At 48.2% G+C, this 23,945-nt stretch carries 26 protein-coding genes and 5 tRNA genes; 17 read left to right on the top strand and 14 right to left on the bottom strand.

The annotated features are described in order from the left end of the window. Window positions 1-45: 45 nt before the first annotated feature. The 5 genes from ispE (at window position 46) to pth (ending at window position 3,692) form a co-directional block, all read left to right on the top strand. Entirely contained in the window at window positions 46-930 is an 885-nt protein-coding gene (gene ispE / locus GZ78_RS01755) for a 4-(cytidine 5'-diphospho)-2-C-methyl-D-erythritol kinase (protein ID WP_034832281.1), read from the top strand. 40 nt (window positions 931-970) lie between these two features. Beyond that, window positions 971-1,045, top strand: a tRNA-Gln gene (locus GZ78_RS01750). A gap of 234 nt (window positions 1,046-1,279) precedes the next feature. Further along, the gene (locus GZ78_RS01745; protein ID WP_034832278.1) at window positions 1,280-2,221 is read left to right on the top strand and encodes a ribose-phosphate pyrophosphokinase; all 942 of its coding nucleotides are present in this window, start codon (window positions 1,280-1,282) and stop codon (window positions 2,219-2,221) included. A 210-nt stretch (window positions 2,222-2,431) separates the two neighbouring features. Further along, window positions 2,432-3,061 (top strand): 50S ribosomal protein L25/general stress protein Ctc, encoded by a 630-nt coding sequence (locus tag GZ78_RS01740; RefSeq protein ID WP_034832275.1) that lies wholly within the window; start codon window positions 2,432-2,434, stop codon window positions 3,059-3,061. Between the two features lie 37 nt (window positions 3,062-3,098). Beyond that, complete coding sequence (gene pth, locus GZ78_RS01735; RefSeq protein WP_034833978.1) at window positions 3,099-3,692, top strand: aminoacyl-tRNA hydrolase; 594 nt, start codon at window positions 3,099-3,101, stop codon at window positions 3,690-3,692. A gap of 537 nt (window positions 3,693-4,229) precedes the next feature. On the opposite strand, the gene GZ78_RS01730 is transcribed toward pth, so the two are convergent. The 7 genes from GZ78_RS01730 to GZ78_RS01700 form a co-directional block, all read right to left on the bottom strand. Next, the gene (locus GZ78_RS01730; protein ID WP_051785721.1) at window positions 4,230-5,234 is read right to left on the bottom strand and encodes a D-alanine--D-alanine ligase family protein; all 1,005 of its coding nucleotides are present in this window, start codon (window positions 5,232-5,234) and stop codon (window positions 4,230-4,232) included. A gap of 84 nt (window positions 5,235-5,318) precedes the next feature. Further along, window positions 5,319-6,047 carry a glycosyltransferase gene (locus tag GZ78_RS01725; protein WP_051785720.1) on the bottom strand — a complete coding sequence of 243 codons (729 nt, stop codon included), beginning with the start codon at window positions 6,045-6,047 and terminating at the stop codon, window positions 5,319-5,321. A 2-nt stretch (window positions 6,048-6,049) separates the two neighbouring features. Further along, entirely contained in the window at window positions 6,050-6,910 is an 861-nt protein-coding gene (locus tag GZ78_RS01720) for an MTAP family purine nucleoside phosphorylase (RefSeq protein ID WP_034832272.1), read from the bottom strand. A gap of 27 nt (window positions 6,911-6,937) precedes the next feature. Continuing rightward, on the bottom strand, window positions 6,938-7,375 hold the full coding sequence (locus tag GZ78_RS01715; protein ID WP_034832269.1) for an arsenate reductase ArsC: 438 nt from the start codon (window positions 7,373-7,375) through the stop codon (window positions 6,938-6,940). Between the two features lie 27 nt (window positions 7,376-7,402). Continuing rightward, window positions 7,403-8,332: a radical SAM protein gene (locus GZ78_RS01710; RefSeq protein WP_034832266.1), complete on the bottom strand. Its 930-nt coding sequence runs from the start codon at window positions 8,330-8,332 to the stop codon at window positions 7,403-7,405. Continuing rightward, window positions 8,323-9,375, bottom strand: coding sequence for a methyltransferase domain-containing protein (locus GZ78_RS01705; protein ID WP_034832264.1), 1,053 nt, complete (start codon window positions 9,373-9,375; stop codon window positions 8,323-8,325). Before GZ78_RS01705 ends, GZ78_RS01710 begins: the two co-directional genes overlap by 10 nt. Continuing rightward, complete coding sequence (locus GZ78_RS01700; protein ID WP_051785719.1) at window positions 9,368-10,072, bottom strand: TIGR04282 family arsenosugar biosynthesis glycosyltransferase; 705 nt, start codon at window positions 10,070-10,072, stop codon at window positions 9,368-9,370. The genes GZ78_RS01705 and GZ78_RS01700 overlap by 8 nt, the downstream gene beginning before the upstream one ends. A 315-nt stretch (window positions 10,073-10,387) precedes the next feature. Between GZ78_RS01700 and ychF the strand changes: the two genes are divergently transcribed. Continuing rightward, window positions 10,388-11,479: a redox-regulated ATPase YchF gene (gene ychF, locus GZ78_RS01695; RefSeq protein ID WP_034832261.1), complete on the top strand. Its 1,092-nt coding sequence runs from the start codon at window positions 10,388-10,390 to the stop codon at window positions 11,477-11,479. Between the two features lie 40 nt (window positions 11,480-11,519). Here the strand turns inward: ychF and GZ78_RS01690 are convergent, their stop codons facing one another. Next, window positions 11,520-11,780, bottom strand: coding sequence for a hypothetical protein (locus GZ78_RS01690; RefSeq protein WP_034832258.1), 261 nt, complete (start codon window positions 11,778-11,780; stop codon window positions 11,520-11,522). Between the two features lie 588 nt (window positions 11,781-12,368). On the opposite strand from GZ78_RS01690, the gene GZ78_RS01685 reads away from it, so the two are divergent. The 8 genes from GZ78_RS01685 (at window position 12,369) to GZ78_RS01650 (ending at window position 16,911) form a co-directional block, all read left to right on the top strand. Then, window positions 12,369-12,445, top strand: a tRNA-Met gene (locus GZ78_RS01685). 75 nt (window positions 12,446-12,520) lie between these two features. Beyond that, window positions 12,521-12,595, top strand: a tRNA-Gln gene (locus tag GZ78_RS01680). Window positions 12,596-12,671: 76 nt separating this feature from the next. Beyond that, window positions 12,672-12,748: transfer RNA gene (locus GZ78_RS01675), tRNA-Met, on the top strand. 22 nt (window positions 12,749-12,770) lie between these two features. Continuing rightward, window positions 12,771-12,845 (top strand) — tRNA-Gln (locus GZ78_RS01670). Between the two features lie 487 nt (window positions 12,846-13,332). Then, window positions 13,333-14,103: a TSUP family transporter gene (locus tag GZ78_RS01665; protein WP_034833974.1), complete on the top strand. Its 771-nt coding sequence runs from the start codon at window positions 13,333-13,335 to the stop codon at window positions 14,101-14,103. A gap of 117 nt (window positions 14,104-14,220) precedes the next feature. Next, on the top strand, window positions 14,221-15,687 hold the full coding sequence (gene cls, locus GZ78_RS01660; protein ID WP_034832257.1) for a cardiolipin synthase: 1,467 nt from the start codon (window positions 14,221-14,223) through the stop codon (window positions 15,685-15,687). A gap of 135 nt (window positions 15,688-15,822) precedes the next feature. Beyond that, on the top strand, window positions 15,823-16,509 hold the full coding sequence (locus GZ78_RS01655) for a spondin domain-containing protein (RefSeq protein WP_034832255.1): 687 nt from the start codon (window positions 15,823-15,825) through the stop codon (window positions 16,507-16,509). A gap of 108 nt (window positions 16,510-16,617) precedes the next feature. After that, window positions 16,618-16,911, top strand: a complete 294-nt coding sequence (locus GZ78_RS01650) for a hypothetical protein (protein WP_152558491.1) — start codon at window positions 16,618-16,620, stop codon at window positions 16,909-16,911. Between the two features lie 51 nt (window positions 16,912-16,962). Here the strand turns inward: GZ78_RS01650 and GZ78_RS01645 are convergent, their stop codons facing one another. From GZ78_RS01645 to GZ78_RS01630, 4 genes are read right to left on the bottom strand one after another with little or no spacing between them, the layout of a single operon-like run. Next, entirely contained in the window at window positions 16,963-17,499 is a 537-nt protein-coding gene (locus GZ78_RS01645; RefSeq protein WP_051785718.1) for a DUF3299 domain-containing protein, read from the bottom strand. 13 nt (window positions 17,500-17,512) lie between these two features. Then, the gene (locus tag GZ78_RS01640; protein ID WP_034832252.1) at window positions 17,513-18,775 is read right to left on the bottom strand and encodes an ABC transporter permease; all 1,263 of its coding nucleotides are present in this window, start codon (window positions 18,773-18,775) and stop codon (window positions 17,513-17,515) included. After that, window positions 18,775-19,524 (bottom strand): ABC transporter ATP-binding protein, encoded by a 750-nt coding sequence (locus GZ78_RS01635; RefSeq protein ID WP_034832249.1) that lies wholly within the window; start codon window positions 19,522-19,524, stop codon window positions 18,775-18,777. The genes GZ78_RS01640 and GZ78_RS01635 overlap by 1 nt, the downstream gene beginning before the upstream one ends. Before the next feature lies 1 nt (window position 19,525). Then, window positions 19,526-20,122 carry a DUF2796 domain-containing protein gene (locus GZ78_RS01630; protein ID WP_034832246.1) on the bottom strand — a complete coding sequence of 199 codons (597 nt, stop codon included), beginning with the start codon at window positions 20,120-20,122 and terminating at the stop codon, window positions 19,526-19,528. Window positions 20,123-20,335: 213 nt separating this feature from the next. Here GZ78_RS01630 and GZ78_RS30565 point away from each other — a divergent pair, with 213 nt between their 5' ends. The 3 genes from GZ78_RS30565 (at window position 20,336) to GZ78_RS01615 (ending at window position 22,069) form a co-directional block, all read left to right on the top strand. Beyond that, on the top strand, window positions 20,336-20,467 hold the full coding sequence (locus GZ78_RS30565; protein ID WP_269078728.1) for a hypothetical protein: 132 nt from the start codon (window positions 20,336-20,338) through the stop codon (window positions 20,465-20,467). 314 nt (window positions 20,468-20,781) lie between these two features. Beyond that, window positions 20,782-21,261: a cupin domain-containing protein gene (locus GZ78_RS01620; protein ID WP_051785717.1), complete on the top strand. Its 480-nt coding sequence runs from the start codon at window positions 20,782-20,784 to the stop codon at window positions 21,259-21,261. Window positions 21,262-21,271: 10 nt separating this feature from the next. Then, the gene (locus GZ78_RS01615) at window positions 21,272-22,069 is read left to right on the top strand and encodes an alpha/beta fold hydrolase (RefSeq protein WP_034832242.1); all 798 of its coding nucleotides are present in this window, start codon (window positions 21,272-21,274) and stop codon (window positions 22,067-22,069) included. 157 nt (window positions 22,070-22,226) lie between these two features. On the opposite strand, the gene GZ78_RS01610 is transcribed toward GZ78_RS01615, so the two are convergent. Both GZ78_RS01610 and GZ78_RS01605 read right to left on the bottom strand, forming a co-directional pair. Then, window positions 22,227-23,123, bottom strand: coding sequence for a hypothetical protein (locus GZ78_RS01610; RefSeq protein ID WP_034832240.1), 897 nt, complete (start codon window positions 23,121-23,123; stop codon window positions 22,227-22,229). Beyond that, complete coding sequence (locus GZ78_RS01605; protein WP_051785716.1) at window positions 23,120-23,893, bottom strand: glycoside hydrolase family 25 protein; 774 nt, start codon at window positions 23,891-23,893, stop codon at window positions 23,120-23,122. Before GZ78_RS01605 ends, GZ78_RS01610 begins: the two co-directional genes overlap by 4 nt. Window positions 23,894-23,945 lie beyond the last annotated feature (52 nt).

Raw genomic sequence — 23,945 nt, 5'->3', positions numbered from 1 at the left:
AATGGTTTAATCGCTCATGATTGTTTATTTCAGGATGGTTTATTGATGTCGTCTTCAGCTCTGGTTCTGCCTGCTCCGGCCAAGCTAAATCTCTTCTTGCATATAGTCGGACGGCGCGAAGACGGTTATCACCAGCTTCAGACTGTTTTTCAGTTTCTCGATTTTGGTGATGAGCTGACTTTTGAAGCCCATGATGAATTGCAGCTGATGTGTGATGTTCCTGAACTGGTTAATAACGACAATCTTATACTGAAGGCTGCGAGGCTTTTGCAGGCTCATACAGGCTGTGTCAAAGGTGCCAGAATTAACCTTGTTAAGCGCTTGCCAATGGGTGGTGGTGTCGGAGGCGGCAGTTCTGATGCCGCTACTGCACTTCGTGGTCTGAATATTTTATGGGGCTTGCAGCTTGATGAAGATACTCTGGCAGAGTTGGGATTGCAGCTCGGAGCTGATGTACCGGTGTTTGTACGTGGGTATGCGGCTTTTGCTGAAGGAGTAGGCGAGAGGCTTACTCCCGTAACGCCTGAGGAGTACTGGTATCTGGTGCTTAAGCCTGACTGTCACGTCAATACCACAGAAATGTTCCGTCATCAGGAATTGACAAGAGATACTCGTCCCATTAAAGTTTGCGCCGCATTGAACGGGCTGCATGGAAATGAGCTGACCAATGACTTTCAGCCATTGGTTCGCAGGCTTTATCCGGAAGTTGATAAATGTTTAATGCTGTTGGATAATTCCGGAAATTCGAGCATGGGGCAGGCTATGATGAGCGGTTCGGGTGCATGTGTATTTGTACCGTTTGCCAGTCGTGAACAGGCGGAAGCGACTCTGGCAGGAATCTACTCAGAAGTTAATGGTTTTGTTGCCCGCGGTGTCAATACATCTCCGCTTCACAACTCGATCAGTCAGCTTCAATCATGCGTGAATTAAAATCCATTATCCCGCGTTCAGTGACTGCAAATTATGTTACTGGGGTGTCGCCAAGCGGTAAGGCAGCAGGTTTTGATCCTGCCATGCGGGGGTTCGAATCCCTCCACCCCAGCCAATGTTTCGATTCCTATCTTACCGATAGCTCTCTCTACTGCCTTACGAGACGTAACGCGCAGGAAAAAACATTCTCCTTCGAACCTTTCGAAGGTAATGCTTCCAATCCAAGCAGCCCAAAACAGAATGATGTAACTTTCATTGCACTCTCTATTGAGCTACGTGATGAGGGTTCTGCTCGTTTGGCGAAGAGCTACATCCACCCAAGACTACGACCAGAGCAAGGTACTTATCCGTGTCGAAAATGATGGTGTTTGCCGGCAACTCAAATCCGGAGCTGGTGCACAAGGTTGTCAATCACCTGCATATCCCCCTGGGCAAGGCCTATGTTGGCCGCTTCAGCGATGGTGAAATTGCAGTGGAAATCCAGGAAAACGTACGTGGACGTGATGTATTTATCATCCAGTCCACCTGTGCGCCTACCAACGACAACCTGATGGAACTGCTGGTAATGGCAGATGCCATGCGTCGTTCTTCTGCGGTTCGTATCACAGCGGTACTGCCTTACTTTGGTTACGCTCGTCAGGATCGGCGTCCGCGTTCTTCCCGTGTGCCTATCAGTGCCAAAGTGGTGGCTGACATGATTGCGGGTGTGGGTGTGGATCGTGTTCTTACTGTCGATCTGCATGCTGACCAGATTCAGGGCTTCTTCGACATCCCTGTGGATAACGTATACGGCTCACCTATCCTGCTGGATGATATGGAGCGTCAGGGCTATGAAAACCTGATGGTAGTCTCTCCTGATCACGGTGGTGTGGTGCGTGCCCGTGCTGTGGCCAAGCGTCTGAATACTGATCTGGCTATCATCGACAAGCGTCGCCCTGAAGCGAACAAGTCTGAAGTCATGAATATTATTGGTGATGTTACCGGGCGTACCTGTGTGCTGGTTGATGATATGGTCGACACTGCCGGTACTCTTTGCGCTGCAGCTGCTGCACTGAAGGCCAAGGGCGCTACCAAAGTGATTGCTTATTGTACTCACCCCATTCTTTCTGGCCGTGCTCTGGAGAATGTGTCTAACTCCGAGCTGGATGAGCTGGTAGTTACCAATACTATTCCGCTGAGCCCTGCGGCTCAGGCTCTGGGCCGTATTCGTCAGCTGGATATGTCTCCTCTGCTGGCTGAGTCAGTACGCAGAATCAGTAACGCTGAATCCATCAGCGCTATGTTTCAGTAAACAGTTCGCCTGATCTATCAAAGGGCGTAGCCATAGCGGCTGCGCCCTTTCTGTTCCTGCCGTTTCTGGTTGTTTGTTAAGCGCAGTATTTGCCGTAAAAATGAAGCTTTTGTTTTGCAATTGACTTCATTGCCGGTATGATATGGCGCCTTTATTAAAGCCCCGGTATCTGGTCGCAAGATACCGGGGATATTCCTTTGGAGAAAGAAAATGTCTGAAGCTATCGCTCTGAGCGCTGTTGCACGTAAAGACGTAGGGAAAGGTGCGAGCCGCCGCCTGCGTCGTGCAGAACTGATCCCTGCCGTAATCTACGGTGGTGAGCAGGAGCCTGCTCAAATCACTCTGGAATCTCGTGCTATTCGTAAAGCACTGGAATCCGAGTCTTTTTACTCCCAGATCATTACTCTGGACGTAGAAGGTGCTGCCCAGCAGGTTATCCTGAAGGATATTCAGCGTCATCCGGCAAAAGAGTTTGCTATGCACCTGGATTTCCTGCGTGTTGACGCTACTCATGCTGTAACTACTCACATCCCACTGCACTTCCTGAACGAAGAAAGCTGTGTGGGTGTGAAAGCAGGTGGCGCAATCACTCATGCTCGTGTAGAAGTAGAAGTTAAGTGTCTGCCTGCTGACCTGCCTGAGTTCATCGAAGTAGACATGGCTAATGTTGATCTGGGTGGTCACATCCACCTGACCGACCTGACTATGCCTAAGGGTGTTGAACTGGTTGCTCTGCTTCAGGGCGAAGGTCACGACCTGGACGTAGCGTCTGTACAGACTGTACGTGGTGCTAAGGAAGACGAAGCTGAAGAAGCTTCTGAAGAAGGCGGCGAAGAGTAATAAGCTCTTAGCGCAGCTTATAGCTGTGGAGGATATTATGGCGAAGGATCACTCGATTAAGCTGGTTGTCGGACTCGGTAACCCTGGAGCTCAATACGATGATACTCGCCATAATGCCGGCTTCTGGTATGTGGAGCAGCTCGCCCGGGCTTATGGCGCAAGCCTTCAGCCTGAGAAGAAATTCTTTGGTCTGGCTGCTCGCATTACCATCGATGGACAGGATGTCCGTCTGCTAAACCCGACTACATTCATGAATCGAAGTGGTCAGGCAGTAGGTGCTATCAGTACCTTCTTCAAAATTCCCCCCCAATCCATTTTGGTTGTTCACGATGAGCTGGACCTGCCTGCAGGTGTTGGTCGCCTGAAGCAAGGCGGTGGTCACGGTGGGCATAACGGTCTTCGGGATATTATTTCAGCATTAGGCAATAATAAGGACTTTCTGCGTTTGCGACTGGGTATTGGTCACCCGGGCGACAGCAAGGAAGTGGTCAATTATGTGCTGAACAAGCCTTCTGTAGCGGATCGTCAGAAGATTGATTCAGTGATCGACGAAGCTATTCGTATCTCTCCAGAAGCCTTTAATGGCGCTCGTGCCAAGGCGGTTCAGGAGCTCCACACCTTTAAACCCTGAATCATGCCGGAACTTTCGTGAGTCCTGAAGAACGGTCAAGGAAGCTTTCATAAGGAAAAATATGGATTACGTCTCGACGCCTTATAATACAAATACAGGCTCGATTTCACTCTTCTTAAATGATGAAAGTTTGAAACGCGTAGTTTCATCCAGATCAAGCGCCAGCTACGCTATTTAGCCGTCATTGCAGCGAAGATCCTTCTGATATAGATAAGATTCCCCCCCTTTCGTTATTCAATAGATGATTTTATCCGAGGCTATTCAATTGCTTGAGCCCTACCTGCAATCATTAAGTGATGTTTGGCTGCTTTTTCTAAATATGAAATTCAGATCATTGACGATAGAGCAAAACGCCTTTATTACACTCCTCCACTAATAAGTGGAGAGAGAGTGTATTTTTATCGCAAAAAATCGCGCTAGTGCAGTCATGTATTAATTACAGTACACACCTCGTTCATCCTGAGCCTGTCGAAGGATGCGGTTGATGCACTTCAACAGGCTCAGCACGAACGGCACGTATAGCAATGCTTGACTGTGCTAGAGCGGTTGGTGGATATCCAGCTTGGGGATCGGCCAGTATTCCCTGCCATTACGCATATTCTCTCCCCGTTTTAAAGCTTGATCCACCAGTTTGCAAATCAGGGCATCAAAGGGGATTCCTGCGTGTCTCGCTCCGTCTGGAAATAAACTGGTTGGAGTCATTCCGGGTAAGTTATTGAGTTCTGCGAAAACAGGCTCACCTGTTTCAGGCACAATAAAGTCAGAACGGCTGAGGTCTTGACAGCCCAGGGTCTGGTGAGCTTTAAGTGCTATTTCCTGCACTTTTCGATACTGTTCGTCAGAGATTCTGGCAGGAATAACGTGGTCGCTCAGACCCGGTGTATAACGGTGGACATAGTCATACCAGGCGCCATCTGGCGTGGTGATTTCGGTGACGGGCAAAACCTGATAATCATCCATGTGTAAAACGCCGGCGGTGATTTCCCTACCAGTAATGAACTCTTCAACCAACAGTTTATCGTCCATTTGCAGGCCGGTTTTCAGTTTGCCCATCAGGTCTTCGTAACCCATGGCAAACTGTACGCCAATGCCGGAACCTTGTCCCGAGGGCTTAATGATGACTTTATGTCCCAGGGTTTCTATGCAGTCGAGGGCGGCGTCTTCATGGCTTTCGTTACGATAGACGACCCTGTCTTTTGCCATGGTTATCCCTGAGGGCTGCAGCAAACGCTTGGTCACCACTTTATCCAGAGAGCAGGCGCTGGCCAGAGCGCCAGAGCCTACGTAGGGGACGCCCATAATATCGAGTAATCCCTGCAGGCGGCCATCTTCGCCATAGGGGCCGTGGGCTACAGGAAAGGCAACATCAACCTGGTGAGCTATGAGTTGTTCTCCAAGCGTTGCGTCCAGTTCCAGATGGACAACATTTCCATAATGCTCTTCCAGGCAGGGGGTAATGCGGCTTGCAGAAAGTCTGGAGACATCGGCTTCAGGGGACAGGCCGCCGCAAATAACGGCAATGGTTTTACTTTTGTCGGGCATTCGGCTACTGGCTTCAGTTTGCACTATGATCAGACAAGCCTAGTACATAGGCAGGATCTGACCAGTGGAGGTAATAGGAGCTGTTTAGACCCTGTTTCTATTCAGTTTTATCCTGAGCCATTTAAAAAATTCTGGTGCTGCCTGCTTGAGCCAGAGGTGCTGGTATTTCAGGGTCAGATTTAGCCAGCCTGCATCATGGTACTTTCTTGCGCTGGTGCCCAGCCTGGTGCCACAGGTGTGCAGGTGGATTTTGTTTTGCCGGGCTTTCCAGACGAATACGTGGTCCTCACCGTATAGCGATTGGGTGGGATAACCTTTCAAGTCGAGAAACTGTGTTCTGCTGATGCAAAATCCTTGATCTCCGTATGGGCATCCGAGAACATCGGAGCGGAATCGGGCTCCCCACTCGTTAATGGATAGCCAAAGAGTTTCTTTGTCATGAAACCAGAGATTGAAATAGAACAATCGTTCTGGATATTGATCAATGGCATTCAGTAAGCTCTGAACATTTTCTCTGTTCAGTATTGTGTCTGCATGCAGAAACCAGACGTAATCTCCTGTGGCTCTCTCTGCTCCTGTATTGAGCTGATAGGCGCGTCCTTGTTCAGTGGTACACCAAGTCCACTCGAGGTGAATCAAAGAAGCTGGAAGTTCATCCAGTTTGGCTGGGCGCTGCTCGTCCTGATAGCCAACAAGGATAACTTCGCTGCCGGCAGGAAGAGGGTTCAATTGGTCAAGAAGGAGTGGCCACTCGGGTTCACTGGGGCCGAGTGGCACAACGATTGACAGGAGAGGGTCACATAAGCTGGACATGGTTAATTTTGAAGGACTTCCAGCAATGCTTTCTGCTCTTGACTCAGGTTGTTCTCAGAAGAGAGTACCGCTGATTTCAAGGCATTCCTGCAGTTGCATTGAGTGTTGTCGTGAGGTGTCTCTTCCTGCTGTTTCAGATACTGCCCTAAAAGCGCTTTGGACAATGCCAGGCTTCTGTCGTATCTGGCAATGATCTGCTCAACGGTGGCATGAGCTGAAGGATCTTCCTTCCAGCAGTCGTAGTCAGTAGCAATCGCGATGGTTGTATAACAAAGCTGAGCTTCTCGGGCGAGAAAGGCTTCAGGTACATTGGTCATGCCCACAACATCGCACTGAGCAGCATTTTTCAGGAACAGGCTTTCTGCCCGACTGCCTAGCCTGGGTCCATCGACACAGGCATAGGTTTTCTCCTGATGTAAGCTAATGTCAGCAGAATTGGCGGCATTAATAAGTTGTTTTGCCTGATGATCACAGCTTGGCAGAGCGGTGGAAACATGAGCGACCAGACCCTGACCAAAAAAGCTTTTTTCTCGATGTCCTTTTACGAAATCGAAGTACTGACTGACCAGAGATAACTCTCCTGGCGCAATTTCCTCTTGCAGGCTGCCTACCGCAGAAAGGCCTATCATCCGGGTAGCGCCCAGACTTTTTAACGCCCAGATATTGGCTCGGTAATTGATTTCATGGGGCAGAAGTTCATGGCCGCTCCCGTGTCGGGGTAAAAACAACAGCTTCTGTTGATTGAAGAGACCTGTCGTTATTGGACCTGAGTGAGGGCCAAAGGGCGTTTCAATCGTCTGCTCATCTAATACTTCAAGTCCATCCAGGCTATAAATGCCTGTTCCACCAATCACTGCCAGCATTGGATTTCCTTATAATTGTTCTTCTGATTAATTAGACATCTGTTGGATCTGACTGGGAAGCTGATTCACCCAGACTCTGATCTCGTCCCTTACACGACGATAGATTGCTAATGATTCTTCTTCTGTTTTTACCGACTCAGCCAGTCGGGGAGGGTCATCAAAACGTTTGAGGATGATCTGCCCCTGTTCGGGTGTTGGACAGGTTTTATGGGCGTGATCACACACGGTAATAATAAAATCGAACTGTTTCTGATCCAGGTCATTTAGAGTTTGTGACTGCTGCCGGCTGATATCGATACCGGCTTCCTGCATCACCTTGACCGCTGAAGGATTCAGTCCATGGGCTTCAATACCGGCTGAGAAGGTTTCATAGTCTGAAGGCAATATGTGTCTGGCCCAGCCTTCCGCCATCTGGCTGCGACAGGAGTTGCCCGTGCAAAGAAACAGTATCCGGGTGGTATCCATCAAAAATTCCTTTTATCAAACGGATGATTACAGCTCGCTGCATGAAGAGCCAAAAGCAAAACAGCTGTAGCAGCGGTGGTGTTTCATGCTGATGCTTTTATTCAGGCTCGTTCGTAAATTACTGCCCAGGTTGTACTCGGTATCGTCATCCACCAGTGTGCAGGCATAAACCTGCATTTCCCCATTCTGTTTGACCATCATTTTGGAAAAAGCACACATGAATTGACGACGACTCTCTTCTGTCTGGTAGCGGGTCATGCAATCTGTGCTGACATGGGGAACATCCGGTAAAGAACCGGGTGGCAGAAAGTCGGGAAAGGCCACCTGTTTTAAATTGACGGGCAAACCATTCAGTTCAAACAGATCCCTGAAGGCCTGTTCAATCATTGCCGTGTTTTCGTCCTTCTCCATATGTCTTGCAACGGAGATGTTAAAGCCCTTTTCATGCAGTAGTTTCAGTCCGGAAAGTGCGGTAGCAAAACTGTCCTCACCACGTCCTGCATCATGCTGTTCAGCGTTTGGATGATCCAGGCTGACTCTCAGGGAAATGGGGTATGGGTTATTGCTCAACTGAGCCAGCTCATCCAGCCTTTTGATCATGGGCGTTGTGCCATTGGTCAAAACCAGGCAGGGACGATGTTGGGAGGCGTAATCCAGAATCCGGATAATGTCTTTAATGACAAAAGGTTCGCCACCTGTAAACGAGAACTGTTCTACATCGAGTTCAAGGGCTTCATCAATGTAGGGTTTTATTTCGTTAAGACTGGGGGCGTCCAGCCTTTTGCTGGCCGGACTCGAACCTTCCAGGCAAAAGCTGCAGGAAAGATTGCAGCGGGTTCCAGTGTGAAACCAGAGCTCTTTTAGTTGGTGGGGCTTGATGTAGCCTCTGGGGCTGCCATCTGGCGTTAAGTGCCAGTCCTGGCTTTTGTTACTCTCAGGCGCTCCTGTCAGCAGCATGATCCATCACTTCCTGTGTTTTTATCGGTGGAAGAAGAGAAGGGGAGTGCGGTTCCGCAGCCATCAAAAATGCCGTAATGGGTGCTGAAATCCCCAATAAACTCAAAATGTTCCCGGAATCTCGTATCGTGCAGCATTCTCCAGGTGTTACCGCAAACCGGGAAAACCTTGCCTTTGGTGATGGGATGGTGCCCATCCAGATTGAATGTGCTGGGATGGTGATCAATCGTGCCTTTATAGATGACAGCCTGCCCATAATCTTCGCAATGACTTTCCAGCTCTGGCAGTTTAAACAGTCGATAAGTGGCAGAGAAAAACTGAATGTCGCCGACTTTGGCTTCTATCTCACTGTTGTTGATAGTGATGGGTTTGTCTTCTACCAGTCTGGGGTCGGTGAAACCGGCTTTTTTAGCCAGATTTAAAAAATCATTCCAGTAAAGGGCTCCACTCAGACATTCCCCGTACAGTACAGGGTCATCGACCAGTTCGGCGGGAATACGGCGATCGGAATAGACGTCAGAGAAATAAAATTCGCCACCTGGTTTCAGCAGGCGCCAGGCTTCTCTCAATACCGCTTCTTTGTCCGGAGAAAGGTTGATCACGCAGTTAGAAATGATCATGTCAAAGCTGTTTTCTTCAAGATCCAGTTGATCCAGCTTTTCGATATAGCCTTTATGGAATTCGGTATTGGCGTTTGAATAGCCGAACTTTTCCCGGTGATATTCTACATGTCGGTTGGCTATGGCGAGCTGTTCGTCCGTCATATCGACGCCTACAACATAACCTTCTTCTCCTACCATTTGTGCCAGGGCATAGCAGTCTCGACCCGACCCCGAACCAAGGTCGAGTATTCTGGCGCCTTGCAGTTGTTCGGGGTAGACCAGCCCGCAGCCGTAGTAATGGCTCAGAACCTCATCATGAATGTTGGAGAGGGTACTTTTCAGGTAGCGTGGCATGGCTGTATCTGTGCAGCAGGCATTGGTCTGGAGATCATCGCTGCCCTGAAGAGTCTTGCCGTAGTAATCCTGTACCGCTTCATGCATGAGAGGTTATTCCTTGTTTGAAAACAGTTTTAATATGTTTTGTCAGTGCTATACGGGCAGGTCTGTCGTCACTGTTCAGTTCTGGAAGCGCCCCAAGCAAATCTTTCAGGTGATCAACATCCTGACCAGAAGGGGCATATCCAACGGATAAATGGGATTGACGACAGAGGTCAGTCAGTGACGCTCCCAGAGAATCAGTGCTCCATGGCAGTTTTGAAAGGTCAGGCCAGGGAGTTCGGTTAGCCATGACGGTGACGCCGCCATCACGGGCCTTGCTAAATACTGTGTCGTATGTCTGGAGTTTTTGTGCTGTGTCTGAGAGCTGTTTGAAACTGAGGGTGGGGGAGTCACTGCCTATATAGATGAGGTTTTCTTTTCCCCGAAGTCTCAGTTCATTGTCGATGTGGTTCAGACGCTCACCGAGGTTGCCTGAGCCCTGGGGGACTACCAGGCAGTTTCTGTGTTTCAGAAGCTGACTCGCCCATTGATCGTCTTCTGGGTGGGCGGGCGCGATGGCAATCTTGCCTGGCCAATCTGAAAGGTCTTCCAGAGCACAAGACAGCAGTAATTGAGCCACAGCTAATGCTTGCTCGGCGCCTATGTCGGCAGCAAGGCGCTGTTTGCCTTGATGTAAGGCGGGTTTTTTGCAAACTAACACCAGAGTTGTGTTGGTCGTGTGGCTAAGTCCTTGGCCCATGGTTTTTCTTTTTTTTATTTGACTGATATAAGTGGGTGAAAGAGATTCAGGCCCACTATTGCATACTTATACTGCTGAAATCGTTATTTGGATTCATACGCTGGTTATTTTTTCATCTTTTCCGTTCTGGCAAAATCTTTTTCTCAAACTTATGTGTCTGATTGTCTAGGAGGCAACATGTGGTCTGTTATCCTGATGTTGTGGTTAGGGTCGGTATAAACCCGGGGAGAGCAGTCGGGCATAATGCTGGTGTCAACACAGGTCGGGCTTTATAATCCCCCCCAAATTTTCTTGAATTTCCCCTGGTAACTTTTTATGGGCTTTAAATGTGGCATCGTTGGTTTGCCCAACGTCGGTAAGTCAACACTGTTCAATGCTTTGACCAAGGCAGGGATTGATGCAGAAAACTTCCCTTTCTGTACTATCGAACCAAATTCGGGTGTGGTGGCGATGCCTGATCCCCGTCTGAACAAGCTGGCTGATATCGTCAAGCCTGAGCGTGTATTGCCCACTACTATGGAATTTGTCGATATTGCAGGTCTGGTAGAAGGTGCTTCCAAGGGTGAAGGGCTGGGTAACAAGTTCCTGGCCAATATTCGTGAAACGGATGCCATCGCCCACGTGGTGCGTTGCTTTGAAAACGACAATGTGATCCATGTCGCTAACAAGATTGATCCTGAAGCAGATATCGGCATTATCAATATTGAGCTGGCATTGGCTGATCTGGAAAGCTGTGAAAAACAGTTACAGCGTGTTGCCCGGGTGGCTAAAAGTGGTGATAAGGAAGCCAAAGCTCAAAAAGCGTTGTTGGAGAAAATTGTTCCTCATCTGGAAGAAGGTCATCCGGTTCGTTCTCTGGAACTGAATGATGAAGAGCAGAAGCTGGCTAAAACACTTCATCTGTTGACGACCAAGCCGACTATGTACATCGCTAATGTCGATGAAGATGGTTTTGAAGATAACCCCTATCTGGACGTTGTCCGTGGCATTGCCGAAAGTGAAGGCTCTATCGTCGTTACTGTCTGCAATAAGCTGGAAGCTGAAATCGCTGAGCTGGAAGATGAAGAGCGCGATGAGTTTCTGGCAGACCTGGGTATGGAAGAGCCGGGCCTGGATCGTGTTATTCGTGGTGGTTATGAACTTCTGGGGCTGCAGACTTACTTCACTGCTGGCGTCAAAGAGGTTCGTGCCTGGACCGTGAAAATCGGTGCAACGGCTCCTCAGGCTGCAGGCGTGATTCACACTGACTTTGAACGTGGCTTTATTCGTGCAGAAGTAACCGCTTACGACGAGTTTGTTCAGTACAACGGTGAGCAGGGTGCCAAGGAAGCGGGTCGTCTGAGAGTGGAAGGTAAAGAATACATCGTTAAAGATGGCGATGTTATGCACTTCCGTTTCAACGTCTGATTCCAGAAGGCTGCCTGAATCCATCAGGCAGCCACTTCATTTACCGGGCTGCGACTTCAGCCTGTTGATATCTGTTAAGCAGTTGCATAACTTTAAACTCTTCTGCCACTCTGAGTTGTTCTCCCTTGGTACTGATTAATTCTTCTGCAGATTCTCGGATGCTGCGTTTTGCTGCCGCGTAACCTTTAAGAGCGCGTCCCTGTCTGCCATAAGTCCATTCAAATGTGAACTTTTCAGTGCTGATCTGAGTTTCTTTCAGATTAATACTTGTATCACTGTCGGTTATCTGTCCGGTTAACAAGCGGACAATGGGCTCTACAGTGTCATACGCCGCTGATGGTGCTTCAGCGATTGCTGTACCAGCGTCATAGGGCGGTGGTGGATCAATGACTGCAGCAACCTCAGAAGAGCTGTGAGGGTAGGGGGCCTTCAGGCTATATACCCATCGCCTTTCAAGATGCTACGTTGTTGCCAGCGTTCGCTCACCCTGATCACCTACTACTAACCCATTCATGCTGATCTGCAGAAGCGCTCGATGCTGATAGAAGCATGAGCGGCAATAAAGAGGCGCTCTTTTTTAAGGGGTGATGTTCAAACGTCATTTTTTTCTCCGTGAAATTCTTGAATCTGGACATTGGATTAATGCCGGGCCATTAAGTTCTGGAGAAGGTCATTGAATCATTGTAGACATTGGTCTTATCTATCAGGGGTTGATGAATGAAGTAACAACCAGCGGTGTGAAAGCGAAAAGACTTTTAATCCGTAGTTTGATGTCTGTCTCTGCAGAAATACGAAACAGGGCCAGGGGTTTTCTGAAAGTTCCTAAAAAAGCCGCCTAAACAGTTGACAGAGCAGCGTTAAATCCTGAAAATGCGCACCATCTTTCGGCGGCTAGGTAGCTCAGTTGGTTAGAGCACAGCACTCATAATGCTGGGGTCGGCAGTTCGAATCTGCCCCTAGCTACCATGTTTAATGTCAATCAGCCAATTGACACAATGCAGTAACATGGTAATGTCGAAAACGTCTCAAAGAGACAGCAGCTGGGGTGTCGCCAAGCGGTAAGGCATCAGGTTTTGATCCTGACATGCGGGGGTTCGAATCCCTCCACCCCAGCCATTTTCTGTCACTTCTTAATGATTTAAACCGGTTGACAATGACTGGATAAATCAACAGAATGACGAACCAAATTGATGGCTAGGTAGCTCAGTTGGTTAGAGCACAGCACTCATAATGCTGGGGTCGGCAGTTCGAATCTGCCCCTAGCTACCATCATATATCGTAAAAAAGAGTTTGGGGTGTCGCCAAGCGGTAAGGCATCAGGTTTTGATCCTGACATGCGGGGGTTCGAATCCCTCCACCCCAGCCATTATTAAAAAGCCCGACTGATTTCAGTTGGGCTTTTTTTTATTTCAATACTATTGAAAATAACAATCCTTTCTTTTTCCGGATGATGCCTGACTTGTTTTGATCAAGAAGGTTTGATTTATCCAGGTCCACTGATATCCACCGAAGAGATAATTTAATCTAAAGTTTCGTCTGTTGAAATTGCGGATGGTCAACGACCCGAAACATTAAGATAATTCCCTCGTTGTGCAGAGGCGAACCCAAAAAATACCGTTCAGTTATCAAAGAGATTCATAGTGATCACTTTCTAAAAGTGATTGTTGTGACTTTGAGGGTTTAACGTGACAATGATTTTATGAGGGCTTATTGCTGCTGATTATTTCATTGGAGAAAGTGGATCAGGGTTACTTATTTGTCTTCAAACCTGCGCATATATGGATAGATGAGTTGGGGTAACCCATAGTCTACTGACCTGAAACTCCAGTTATCTGAGGTTTGTTTTGGATTTTGTGCTCACCCTTGATTGGGCTATTTTGCTGTTTTTTGTGGCGGCTTTGGCTGGCTTTGTCGACTCTATTGCCGGAGGCGGTGGCTTAATAACAGTGCCTGCCCTTTTGGCGGTGGGGCTTTCGCCGGCACAGGCTTTGGCGACCAATAAGCTACAGGGGACAGGGGGTACTTTCTCTGCCAGTGTTTATTTTGTCCGCAGGGGCCTGGTAAATCTCAAGGAAATGCGCTTTGCCATCATAATGACCTTTTTTGGGAGTGCCGTCGGTACTGTTCTGGTTCAAATGATGGATGCTTCGGTATTGAAGCAAATCATTCCTTTTCTGTTATTGGGTATTGCCGCTTATTTTATTCTTTCTCCCAGTGCCCGAAATGAGAAGGCTACGACTGCCCGAATGAGTCTGGCGGCTTTTGCTGGCACAGCCGCTTTGGGCGTGGGCTTTTATGATGGTTTCTTTGGCCCTGGCACAGGGTCCTTCTTCGCCATTGCTTTTGTCAGCCTCCTCGGTTACTCCCTGACTAAGGCAACGGCGCACACCAAAGTTCTGAACTGTACCAGCAATGTAGCTTCTCTGTTGTTCTTCATACTGGGTGGGCAGGTCGTATGGGCTGTAGGTGGGATCATGCTGATTGGTCAGTTTTTAGGTGCCCGGCTCGGTTCCAGAATGGTCGTAAAGCGTGGGCAACAGATCATTCGTCCCATGATTGTCGTTATTTCTCTGGTTATGACCGGCAAGCTCATGTGGGATGAGTACTCTTACCTGTTGTTTTAATCGTTTTTCTGCGCTTTCCCCTGTTTAGCGTTATTATTCATTATCCGTAGCCATGGGTGGTCAGTCTTACTGCCCCATGGCTGATTTAATCAAGAATAACGTCACTCAAGTGTTTGAATGGACAGCAGTTGGCTCAGTGCATTGTTCGGGGGGGTCTATCTTGCCCTGATCATCGCCTTTGGAATACACGTCATTATGCAGCGCAGGCCGGTAGGGGTGACTCTGGCCTGGATTTTATTGCTGTTTATTCTACCGGTAGCTGGTTTCTTCTTTTATCTTCTTTTTGGTTCCAGGCGGTTGGGGTCCAGAAGGCTCAAGCGTTTGGAGCATCTATACCCTGATTACGAAGAGTGGTCGAGTCATCTATCCAGAGTGATCACCCAGAGGCAGGTTGAGTGTCCCTCCAACACCCCTCACACCGGTATCTATAAACTGGCTGAGCAGACTCTGGGTATTCCAGTTCTGCCCTGCAGCAAGCTTCAATTGTTTCATGAAACCGATACGATTCTCCATGGACTGCTACAGGATATAGAGAGAGCCAAACACAGTATTGTACTTGAGTTCTATATCTGTGAGCCTCAAGGGCGAATAAAGGTCCTGACAGAAGCCCTGATTCGAGCCGCCCGACGTGGTGTCGATTGTATGGTGATACTCGATGCAGTGGGCAGTCGTCAATTTCTTCGGGGCGAGTGGGCAAGACGATTTCGTCTGGAAGGCATCAGTGTCACAGAGTCTATGCCGGTGGGTCTGATAAGGATGTTATTTGAGCGGGTAGATATTCGCAACCATCGCAAGATTCTGGTGATTGATGATGAGATTGCCTGGAGTGGCAGTTTTAACCTGGTTGATCCCGTTCACTTTCGTCAGGGAGCAAATGTCGGACAATGGGTGGATGCCATGGTCAGGGTTGAGGGAATACCTGCTCATGTCATGGCAGTGATTGCTCATTGGGATAAAGCTCTTGAAACGGGTGAAAAGCATTCGTCGTTTAATGCCACCTACGAATTCACTCCTTCTTATCTGAGCTGTTATATCGGAGCGGATGTTCACGTGTTGCCATCCGGTCCGGGGGTAGACAGGGAAAGGCTTCATCAGGTTCTGCTCACAGCTATCTATGAAAGTAACGACGAGCTGTTGATCTCTACGCCCTATTTTGTTCCCGATGACGCATTGCTGACCGCTTTAAAGTCGGCTGCCATGAGAGGCGTCGATGTTCAGCTATTGGTGCCACACAGGAATGACTCCAGAATGGTGCACTATGCCAGTCGTTCCTACTATGAAGACCTGTTGAATGCCGGTGTTAAAATACTGCAATTCAAAGGTGGACTATTACATACCAAGTGCGTGCTGGTGGATCGTTCAACCATTCTTTTTGGTACGGTAAATCTGGATATGCGTAGTGTCTGGCTTAATTATGAAGTGACCATGATTATCTATGACAGAGCATTTGGTCAGATCATGGCAACGTTGCTGGATCAATACATGCAAAGCTCAGAACGCGTTCGTTTATCTGAGTGGAGTCGAAGATCTGTGACTAAGCGATTCATGGAAAGTCTTTTTCAATTATTAAGTCCTCTACTGTAATCAGCTTTACAGTCTGCAAACTGACACTCTGTTAAGTTTTTATGACAGCGAAACTTTTTTGGTGTTCTTCTCGTATTTATAGATGAAGGCCATTGCTTTCACCAAAAACTTTAGGGAAGACGAGAATAAAACATCATGAAAAAAACAATTCTGGCTGTTACTGCAGGTGTGCTTCTGAGTTCTCAGCCGGTTCTGGCGGAAGAGGATCACTTTAAAGGTTACTACCCTCATGCTGCAGCAACTTATGAAGTGACAGTGACTAATATTACCAGAGGTCAGTCGTTTACTCCGGTGCTTGCAGCGACTCACAGAAACAGTTTTCGTCTGTTCCAGCTGGGGCAGCCCGCGTCCGATGAATTATCGCAACTGGCTGAAGGGGGAGATATTAACCCACTGAAAGCATTGCTGGATTCTTCTTATAGAAGTGTCAGCAGCACCGCTTCTACAGCGGGCTTATTGAATCCGGGGCAGTCTACGACCTTCGAAATTCAGGCGGGCCATGGGGTTAAGCGTCTCAGTTTTGCTGCCATGCTGATTCCTACCAACGATACTTTTGTGTCTCTGTCTGGCGTGAAGTTGCCGAAATATGGCTCAAAGACTTACCGTGCTTCGGCCTATGATGCAGGCTCAGAGCCCAACGATGAGCTGTGTGCCAATATTCCAGGACCTGTCTGTGGAGGCAGTGGTGTCTCAGCGGGTGAATCTGGCGAAGGTTTTGTTCACATCAGTGCCGGTATTCATGGCGAAGCTGACCTTGCTCGTTCTGCATACGACTGGAGAGAGTCTGTTGCGAATGTGACTGTTCGTCGGGTTTACAAGTAAGCTGACAAAACACCAGGAAATAGCAGTACCTGGTGATTTCTGAATTCGCTATACAGGCCGTGATGGTTGAAATAAGATCGGAGTACATATCAGCGGATAATAAATACAATGATGGGAATACTCGCAGATATATTGGTCACAATTTTGCTTTTGGGATGGCCAATAATTTTAATGATGTCTCCTGTAGCTTTTGATAACCCCTATGGAGATGATAAAAAACAAGTCCTGTTGCTTTTGATTATGGTGGGTTATCCAGTGCCCCTGTTTGGTCTTTATTGGCTTTTTGGATCTGACTATTTTGGCATATCCGGTTTGGTCTGTTTACTGGCTTCAATTCTTTTGGTGCTTTCTGCCATGCACTTTTTGGGTTATTTGAAATGGGTTTTTTCCTTTGAGAAGTGAATTCTGGTTAAGAGCCCTTGAAATCCGGGCTCTTAACCAAAGCTATCCGTCTTATTTGTAAACTTCCAAAGAATCAACGGTCATGGCGTACAGGGTTTCTGTGTACTCTGACTGATTGGTCTCAACATGCAACGTGCCGACCAGCCAATAAGGGGTGTAACCTGCTTCTTCTACTTTTATGCCTTCCTCACCTTTTTTGAATTTCACATAAATCGTCTGGTTAGGCGGCGGTGGCGGTACGTGTACACAAGCACCCATAGTCGGAACCAGCAGTAATTCGGTTGCCTTCTGGTCTTTATTCAGGTTCAGAGGAACCAGGTATCCGGGAATTTTTACGGTGATCTTATCCAGTTTTTCAACTGGGGTTTGGCCCAGTTTGTCCAGATAGGTGATTACGTCAGCTCGTTCCATTTTGCCTGCCTGGTAGCGATCAATGACTTTCTGATCTGGAGCTGGCATCAGCTCGTCCCAGGTGATTTCTTTGGCTTCTGCTTTGGCCGCCGGCTTTTCAACGGGTTTGGCCTGGACGCTTACCGCTGGCAACAAGGCCAGTAGTGTCGTCAATATCAGCGATTTTCCTATTTTCATAAGTATTTCCTTCTTAGACTCTTATGGTCAGACCATCGGCGAGTGAGTTCTTATAAGCGCGCCAGGCTGGAATCATGCCCAGAACAATGGCGCAAACAATGATCATTCCAGCCAGAGACGCTTCAAAAGTGCCCGGAGCACTGATGGCCAGATGAAGCCCCAGCATTTGTTGCACTACGGGCTGAACAGCAAACAGCAATCCATAAAGTATGAGGAAGCCCAGCAGGGTTCCGGCTATTGCATAGACGACGGATTCAGTGATCATAAGTGTGAAAATATGCACAGGCCTCGCTCCGGCGGAGCGGAGAATTGCCATTTCACGTCGTCTTTCGTTCAGAGAGGTGAGAATAGTGGTAAGCATTCCCATCAAACCAGCCAGTACAACCATGACTGAAACAACCAGTAATGCCTTCTCGGCAGTGCCTACCAGTTGCCAGAGTTCCTGCAGTGCAACACCGGGGAGAATGGCGGTCATGGCTTCCTGACGGTACTCATTGACCTTGCGCTGGTAACGAAAAGCAGCAATTCGTGATTTCAAACCCACAAAATAGGCAGTGACACTGGTGGGGCTCAGGTTCATAGCTTCAGCTTGTTCGGCTGAAACCGAGAAAGCAGAAATAGGCGGAGCACCATTAGCCCAGTCAATGTGCAGAGCTTCAATACCCTGCAGGGAAATCATGATGACCCTGTCCATAGGGGTCCCGGTAGGTTTGAGAATCCCTGTTACTGTGAATGGCTTATCATCGTGAGATTGCAGACTTTTCCTTTCTACACCATGACTCAGAGCGATTTTCTCACCGATTTCGTAACCCAGGCTGGCAGCTACTTCAGATCCAAGTACGGCGTCGTACAAGGCATTGAGGGGTTTGCCTTCAGTGAGATTCAGTGATTCGTTATCACCGTATCTGAAATGACTGAACATGCCATGGGTAGTGCCAACAACTCGATAGCCATGATGAGAATCACCCAGAGCAATAGGTACTGACCAGGCAACAGCAGGATCTGACGTCAGGTCCTGATAAGTCTTCCAGGTAACATTGTTAGTGGCATTACCAATATGGAAAACAGAGTACAGGAGCAGGTTTAAAGAGCTGCTTCTGGCTCCAACGATCAGGTCTGTACCGGACACTGTATTGGTAAAGCTGTTTTTAGCCTCAACCCGTATACGCTCAACCCCCAGCAGCAGAGCAACGCTGACAGCAATAGAGAATATCGTCAGCAGAGCGGTGGTTTTACGATTCTTGAGACTCTTCAGGGCCAGGCTTAAGATTGACATCAGGCCACCTCCATTGCTTTGCTGACAGGAGTAGCCGTGGTTCTACACTGACTGGCCCGATTGATCTCATTCAGTGCAATACTGCGATCAAACAGTGTTTCAAGTCCCTGGTCATGGCTGACAAACAACAGGGTATTACCCGCTGCCTGACATTCTGCAAACAACAGATTAATGAACGCTTCCCGGGTATCGGTGTCCAGAGCTGAAGTGGGTTCATCGGCAATGATAAGGTCAGGCTTGCCGATTAATGCTCTGGCAGCGGCCACCCGCTGCTGCTGACCAATACTCAGTTCTGTGACAGGTCGGTGCAGTAAGGAATCGTCCAGCTCCAGATGTTTTAACAATCGTCTGGCTTCATCCTGCTCGCTGCGGGCGCTGCCAGCAAGGTTGCTTTTACGTTCCTTGGCAAAACTCAAGGGCAGGGTGACATTCTCTATTACTGAAAGATAAGGAATCAGATTAAACATCTGAAAAATAAAACCAATATGGTCAGCGCGGAAGCGGTCGCGCTGCACCGGGGAAAAGCGACTAATGTCGCTTCCCAGTACCTTGACCTGTCCCCGCTGCGGTGTAATCACGCCGCCAAGCAGTCCCAATAGAGTGGTTTTGCCTGAGCCTGATGGCCCCCGAACAAAGACCTTTTCGCCTCTGGAAACAGTCAGTTCAGGAATATCCAGAACAGGTAATCCTGCTTTCCAGCTGAACTCAATGGCACTGAGCTCAATAATATGAGAGCGGGAATCAGTCATCTTAGAAGCGAACCTCTGGCTTACTCTTGGTCATTTCGGCGGCTGCCTGACCTTTCTGGGTAAAGCCTTGTACGCTCAGAGATTGACTGCGCTCAAATACCTCAAAGATTGAGGTGCTGATGGTATCCAGCTCACTGGTCTTTCCACATTCAAAGACATAAGTAGCGGAAATATCCATATGCCCGCCTTCATCCTTATGTCCTTCATGGCCATGTTCATCGTGATCGTTATGATGATTTTTTTCATGGCCGTGATCGTGATCTTCTGAGCCTGATGTGGCCTTGGCACTGATCAGCTTGCAGGAGGCTGCCGGTGACATACTCCAGAGGCTGGATGCTTCAAGCTTTTCCAGGGCTTCATGGAGCTGATGGCGCTGGTTATCATTCGTGATGCTCTCAAAGCCCAGTACATCATTGGCTGGCATCTTCAATTCCAGATGAACTTCTGAGCCTTCGACGGCAAAATTCAGTTCGCCATGACCGTGCACATGGGCGTCCACATGGCGTGGCGTATCATGTGCTGCGGTTTCCTGGGCAGAAACAGTCAGGGACAGGGCACCCCAGGCAATACCGACGGCCAGTTTGGTAAAAGGACTCATAATTTCACTCGTCTGATTATGTAAAAGATTTTCTTGTTTTAATGGAAAACATCAGACGAAGGCAGGTGGGGCGCGAGTCAGTCTTTTGGTCGGTGTTTCTGAAGTGGAGCTCCTGATGTGCTGAACCCCATTGTAGGGTGAACAGAATGCATGCTCAGAAGCAAAAAAATTCAGTGAAGGTGGTGCCTGTGATGTCAGCTGACAGGCTGCTGAATGATGTTGGTCAGAGTGCCAGTGTTCGGCATGATCATTCAGAGACAGCTCAGAAAAGAAGCTGGAAGCTTTGGCGCTGAAATCTTTGTGGACGTCGTGAGTGTGGCTGACAGAATACTGGATAACCCATAAATAAACGACAGCCTGCAGGCAGAACCAGAGAGGGTTCTGTCTGTTTTTTCGGGCAGTTTTTATTAGGCTTATAGTTAGCATTCAGTCGTGTAATTGCACGTATGTTTGACTTGCCCGAATTATTCTCCAAAGCACTGGTAAAAAGCAATGCTATAACATGAAATCATTTGCGTTTAGTCGAACCGCTATCTACTTCAGTGGGGGGGGAGCGAAGTGATCATTCGTAATTCATGAAGCTGACAGGTTTATAACGGTAAAACCAGGGCACTGCCTATACTGTGGCTCTGTGTAGAACGTCTTCTGGAGTTGGTTGTATGAGTGAGAGTACGCAGTCCCGTGTTTTTTCAGCGGGCGAGGCAATAGCTTTCTGGCAACCGGAACCCGCTAATGGCTATGTAGAACTCAGGGTTTCTGAGCACAGTGCCGTTGCTTCCAGTCGATTCGAAACCGGAATTCAGGTCGTTGCTCCCGGAGGGTTTGTCAGAGAGCACCAGCACAATGATCAAGAGGAGCTCATTCTGGTCTTCGAAGGAGAGGGCGTTGCCTTGTTGGAGGGAAAAGAGTACCCCATGTGCAATGGCACAACTGTTTATTTGGTTCCTCATAGTCGACATAAGTTCACTAACACGGGTGAAGGGCCGTTAAAGTTTTTCTGGGTCTTTATGCCGAAAGGGTTGGCCGAGTTTTTTGCACGTATTGGTCGTAGCAAACAGCCGGGAGATTCAGCGCCTGATCATTTCCCTCGGCCTGCAAGCGTAAAGGCGGTTGAGCGGGAAACGGTCTTTGGAGACTGAGGGAGCAACGATGCCTTTTGCCTCTATCAATAATGAGCCCCCACTTTATTATGAGCTATCCGGGAAAGGGAGGCCGCTGATTATGGTGAGCGGACTCAATGGCAATGCTTCTTTTTGGAGGGCTCAAAGCCAGACTTTTTCCGGTACTCAGCAAGTGATTGTTTATGATCAGCGGGGGGCAGGACAAAGCCTTATGGGGCGGGGAGGGGCTTCCATAAAGCGAATGACGATGGATTTACTGGGCTTGATGGACTCATTGGACATTGAGGTTGCTGATATTTTGGGCCATTCATTAGGTGGGGCCATTGCTCAAACTCTGGCTCTTGCCAATCCCGATCGTGTTAAACGGTTGGTTCTGAGTTCAACCTGGTCAAGACCTGATCTCAGGTTTCTTCGGCTCTATGAACTACGCTCGGCTTATTTGCAGGCGTTTGGAGCGTTTGCTTATCTGAAAACAAATCCCCTTTTTCTTTATCCTGCCTGGTGGTTGCGCCAGCATCCTGAGTTACTGGATATTACTGAGCAGGATGTCTCCAGGCTCATGCCGGATCAGGCAGCAACTCTGGCCAGAATGAAAGTGTTGTCTGAGTTTGAGATTTTTGAGTCATTGTCGTCTATTCAGTCGCAAACTCTGGTTATGGGGGCTGACGACGATATGGTTACTCCCATTTCTATGCAGGAAGAACTGGTTGAGTACATTCCTGATGCCCGAATCAAACTGTTTTCCAAAGGTGGACATTTTCATCCGCAGGTTAGAGCAGAGGCATTTAATCAGGCTGTTCTGCAGTTTTTGAACAGTTCAGGATGATTTTTTTAGTGATTGGAGCACTTAATTGTTAAGAGCAAGGCGTTCAGTGATACCTCCGGACAAGGTGACTTTCAAGAAGTGTGCAGTCTGATTGACCGTGGTAGTACAAGTGAAATCGCTTACGTTTTCATCTGAGGAGATAGATCACTTTATAGCCTCAATGATTCCAGTGTGTATGCCTTCTGATAATAGAACGGGTCAGCCAGAGCAGAAACAGGGTGAACAGCATGGGTAGAAGAAAGACTTCCATCATGGTCACTGCCACGTAGCGCGTCAGATTGCTGGCCAGGTAACTGGACTTTTCGGAGAGTTTAACCCGGGCATTTTTGAACAGTGCTAACGTTTCACTGGCATCATCTTTGATCGATGCAGCGTTCGAACTGCTCAGAATGTGTTCTTGGGTATTCAGAAGAGCCTGATAGCTTTCATGATAAAGGGATTCGGTGACAGCTTCACTGGATTGCCTGACCAGGTTGATTGAGAAGGGAAAAATAATTACCAGCAGCAACACGGTAATCACGGCACCTTCACCAAAGCGAATCAGTGACATATGCCAGCGGTTTTTGGCTGAAAGCCAGGTATCGGCAATCAGAATTGACAGAAGGCCTGCTTCGGCAACAAGAATCAGCCAGGGGGTTAGCCACTGAACCAGCTTCAGGGTATTGTCGATCACATGAAGCGCCACCAGATTGAACAGGGCAAAGTTTCTGCCGTAAGCCACCAGATCGGTTGCCTGGGCAACGATATTGCCCAGCTGGATGTTGGCGTCAACAATAAAGCTGATGCCAAATTCACTGCTCTGTAAAACCAGAAGCCCGGCATGGAGTTCAGACAGGGTGAGCGTCATGGATTCAGCGCGATCTTCAGCACTGTCAATAAAAGCATCGTTTGAATGAAAAAGGTTACCCAGAAGCCGTTCATCCAGGGAAGTGAGCTGACCAGTACTGGCCAGCCAGGAAGTGAAAATAGAAAGTACCAGCATTAACAGCAGTAAAAAGTATTTGAACAACACAGAGCATTTGTTGGCAGTCAGTGTATGAGTCGGGCTGGTCATATCTGGCAGTCTCCCAGTGCATATAATGATTGCTCACTGCCTTTGAATCGGCTTTGATCGACAAAACCGGAAACACCTTCGGCTTTTCCTTGATCAGTAAACTGCCAGAAGGCCCAATTGATATTGGCTACGTCTGTTGTATGGGTTGTGTAGTCACTGATCCAGACGGTGTAATGACTGAAAGTCTCTTTCAGGTATTCATCCCAGAAGCTTTTGTCGGAATAAATAATGGGGCGGCAGCCCATGGTGTTCTCAACATAAACCAGCCAGCTTTTTACGGATTGTTGGAAATTGGCAATATCACTGTCACTGTCAGGAGCCACCTCTACATCCAGAACCGGGGGCAGAGAGAAATTCAGGTTATGGATCGTTGAAACAAAATGCTTGGCCTGTTTCAAGCCATCTTCATCGGGTGAGTAGAAGTGATAAGCGCCATAAGCCAGGTCGGTGTCATCCACCCGGCTGATGTTCTGGGTGAAATCCGGGTCAATATAATCGGTGCCTTCTGTGGCCTTCACAAAAGCAAAATGGAAGGATTCGGAGACCTCTTTCCAATCTACGTTGCCCTGATAATGAGAGACATCGATACCCAGTAAATGGGTAGCAACAGTCTGTTTTTCAGCGGGCGTGTCAGCGCTGGCTTGTAGTGTTGAGTTGTTTGACGATTGATCAAGAAGATGAATGGCACTGCTGTGAAGCCAGTGAATAATGGCTAGCAACAACAGGGCATCCAAAAAATAGAAGCCGTAGCGTCTGGCTGTTTGGGGCATCAGGGTTCCATCCTTTGAACCGTTGATACTGCATGATCCGATAAATGTAATC

Origin of the sequence: Endozoicomonas numazuensis (assembly GCF_000722635.1) — a bacterium.
GTDB classification, from domain to species: domain Bacteria; phylum Pseudomonadota; class Gammaproteobacteria; order Pseudomonadales; family Endozoicomonadaceae; genus Endozoicomonas_A; species Endozoicomonas_A numazuensis.
Note: the sequence above shows the minus strand (reverse complement) of the source record. Positions and strands in the feature narration are given on the sequence as shown.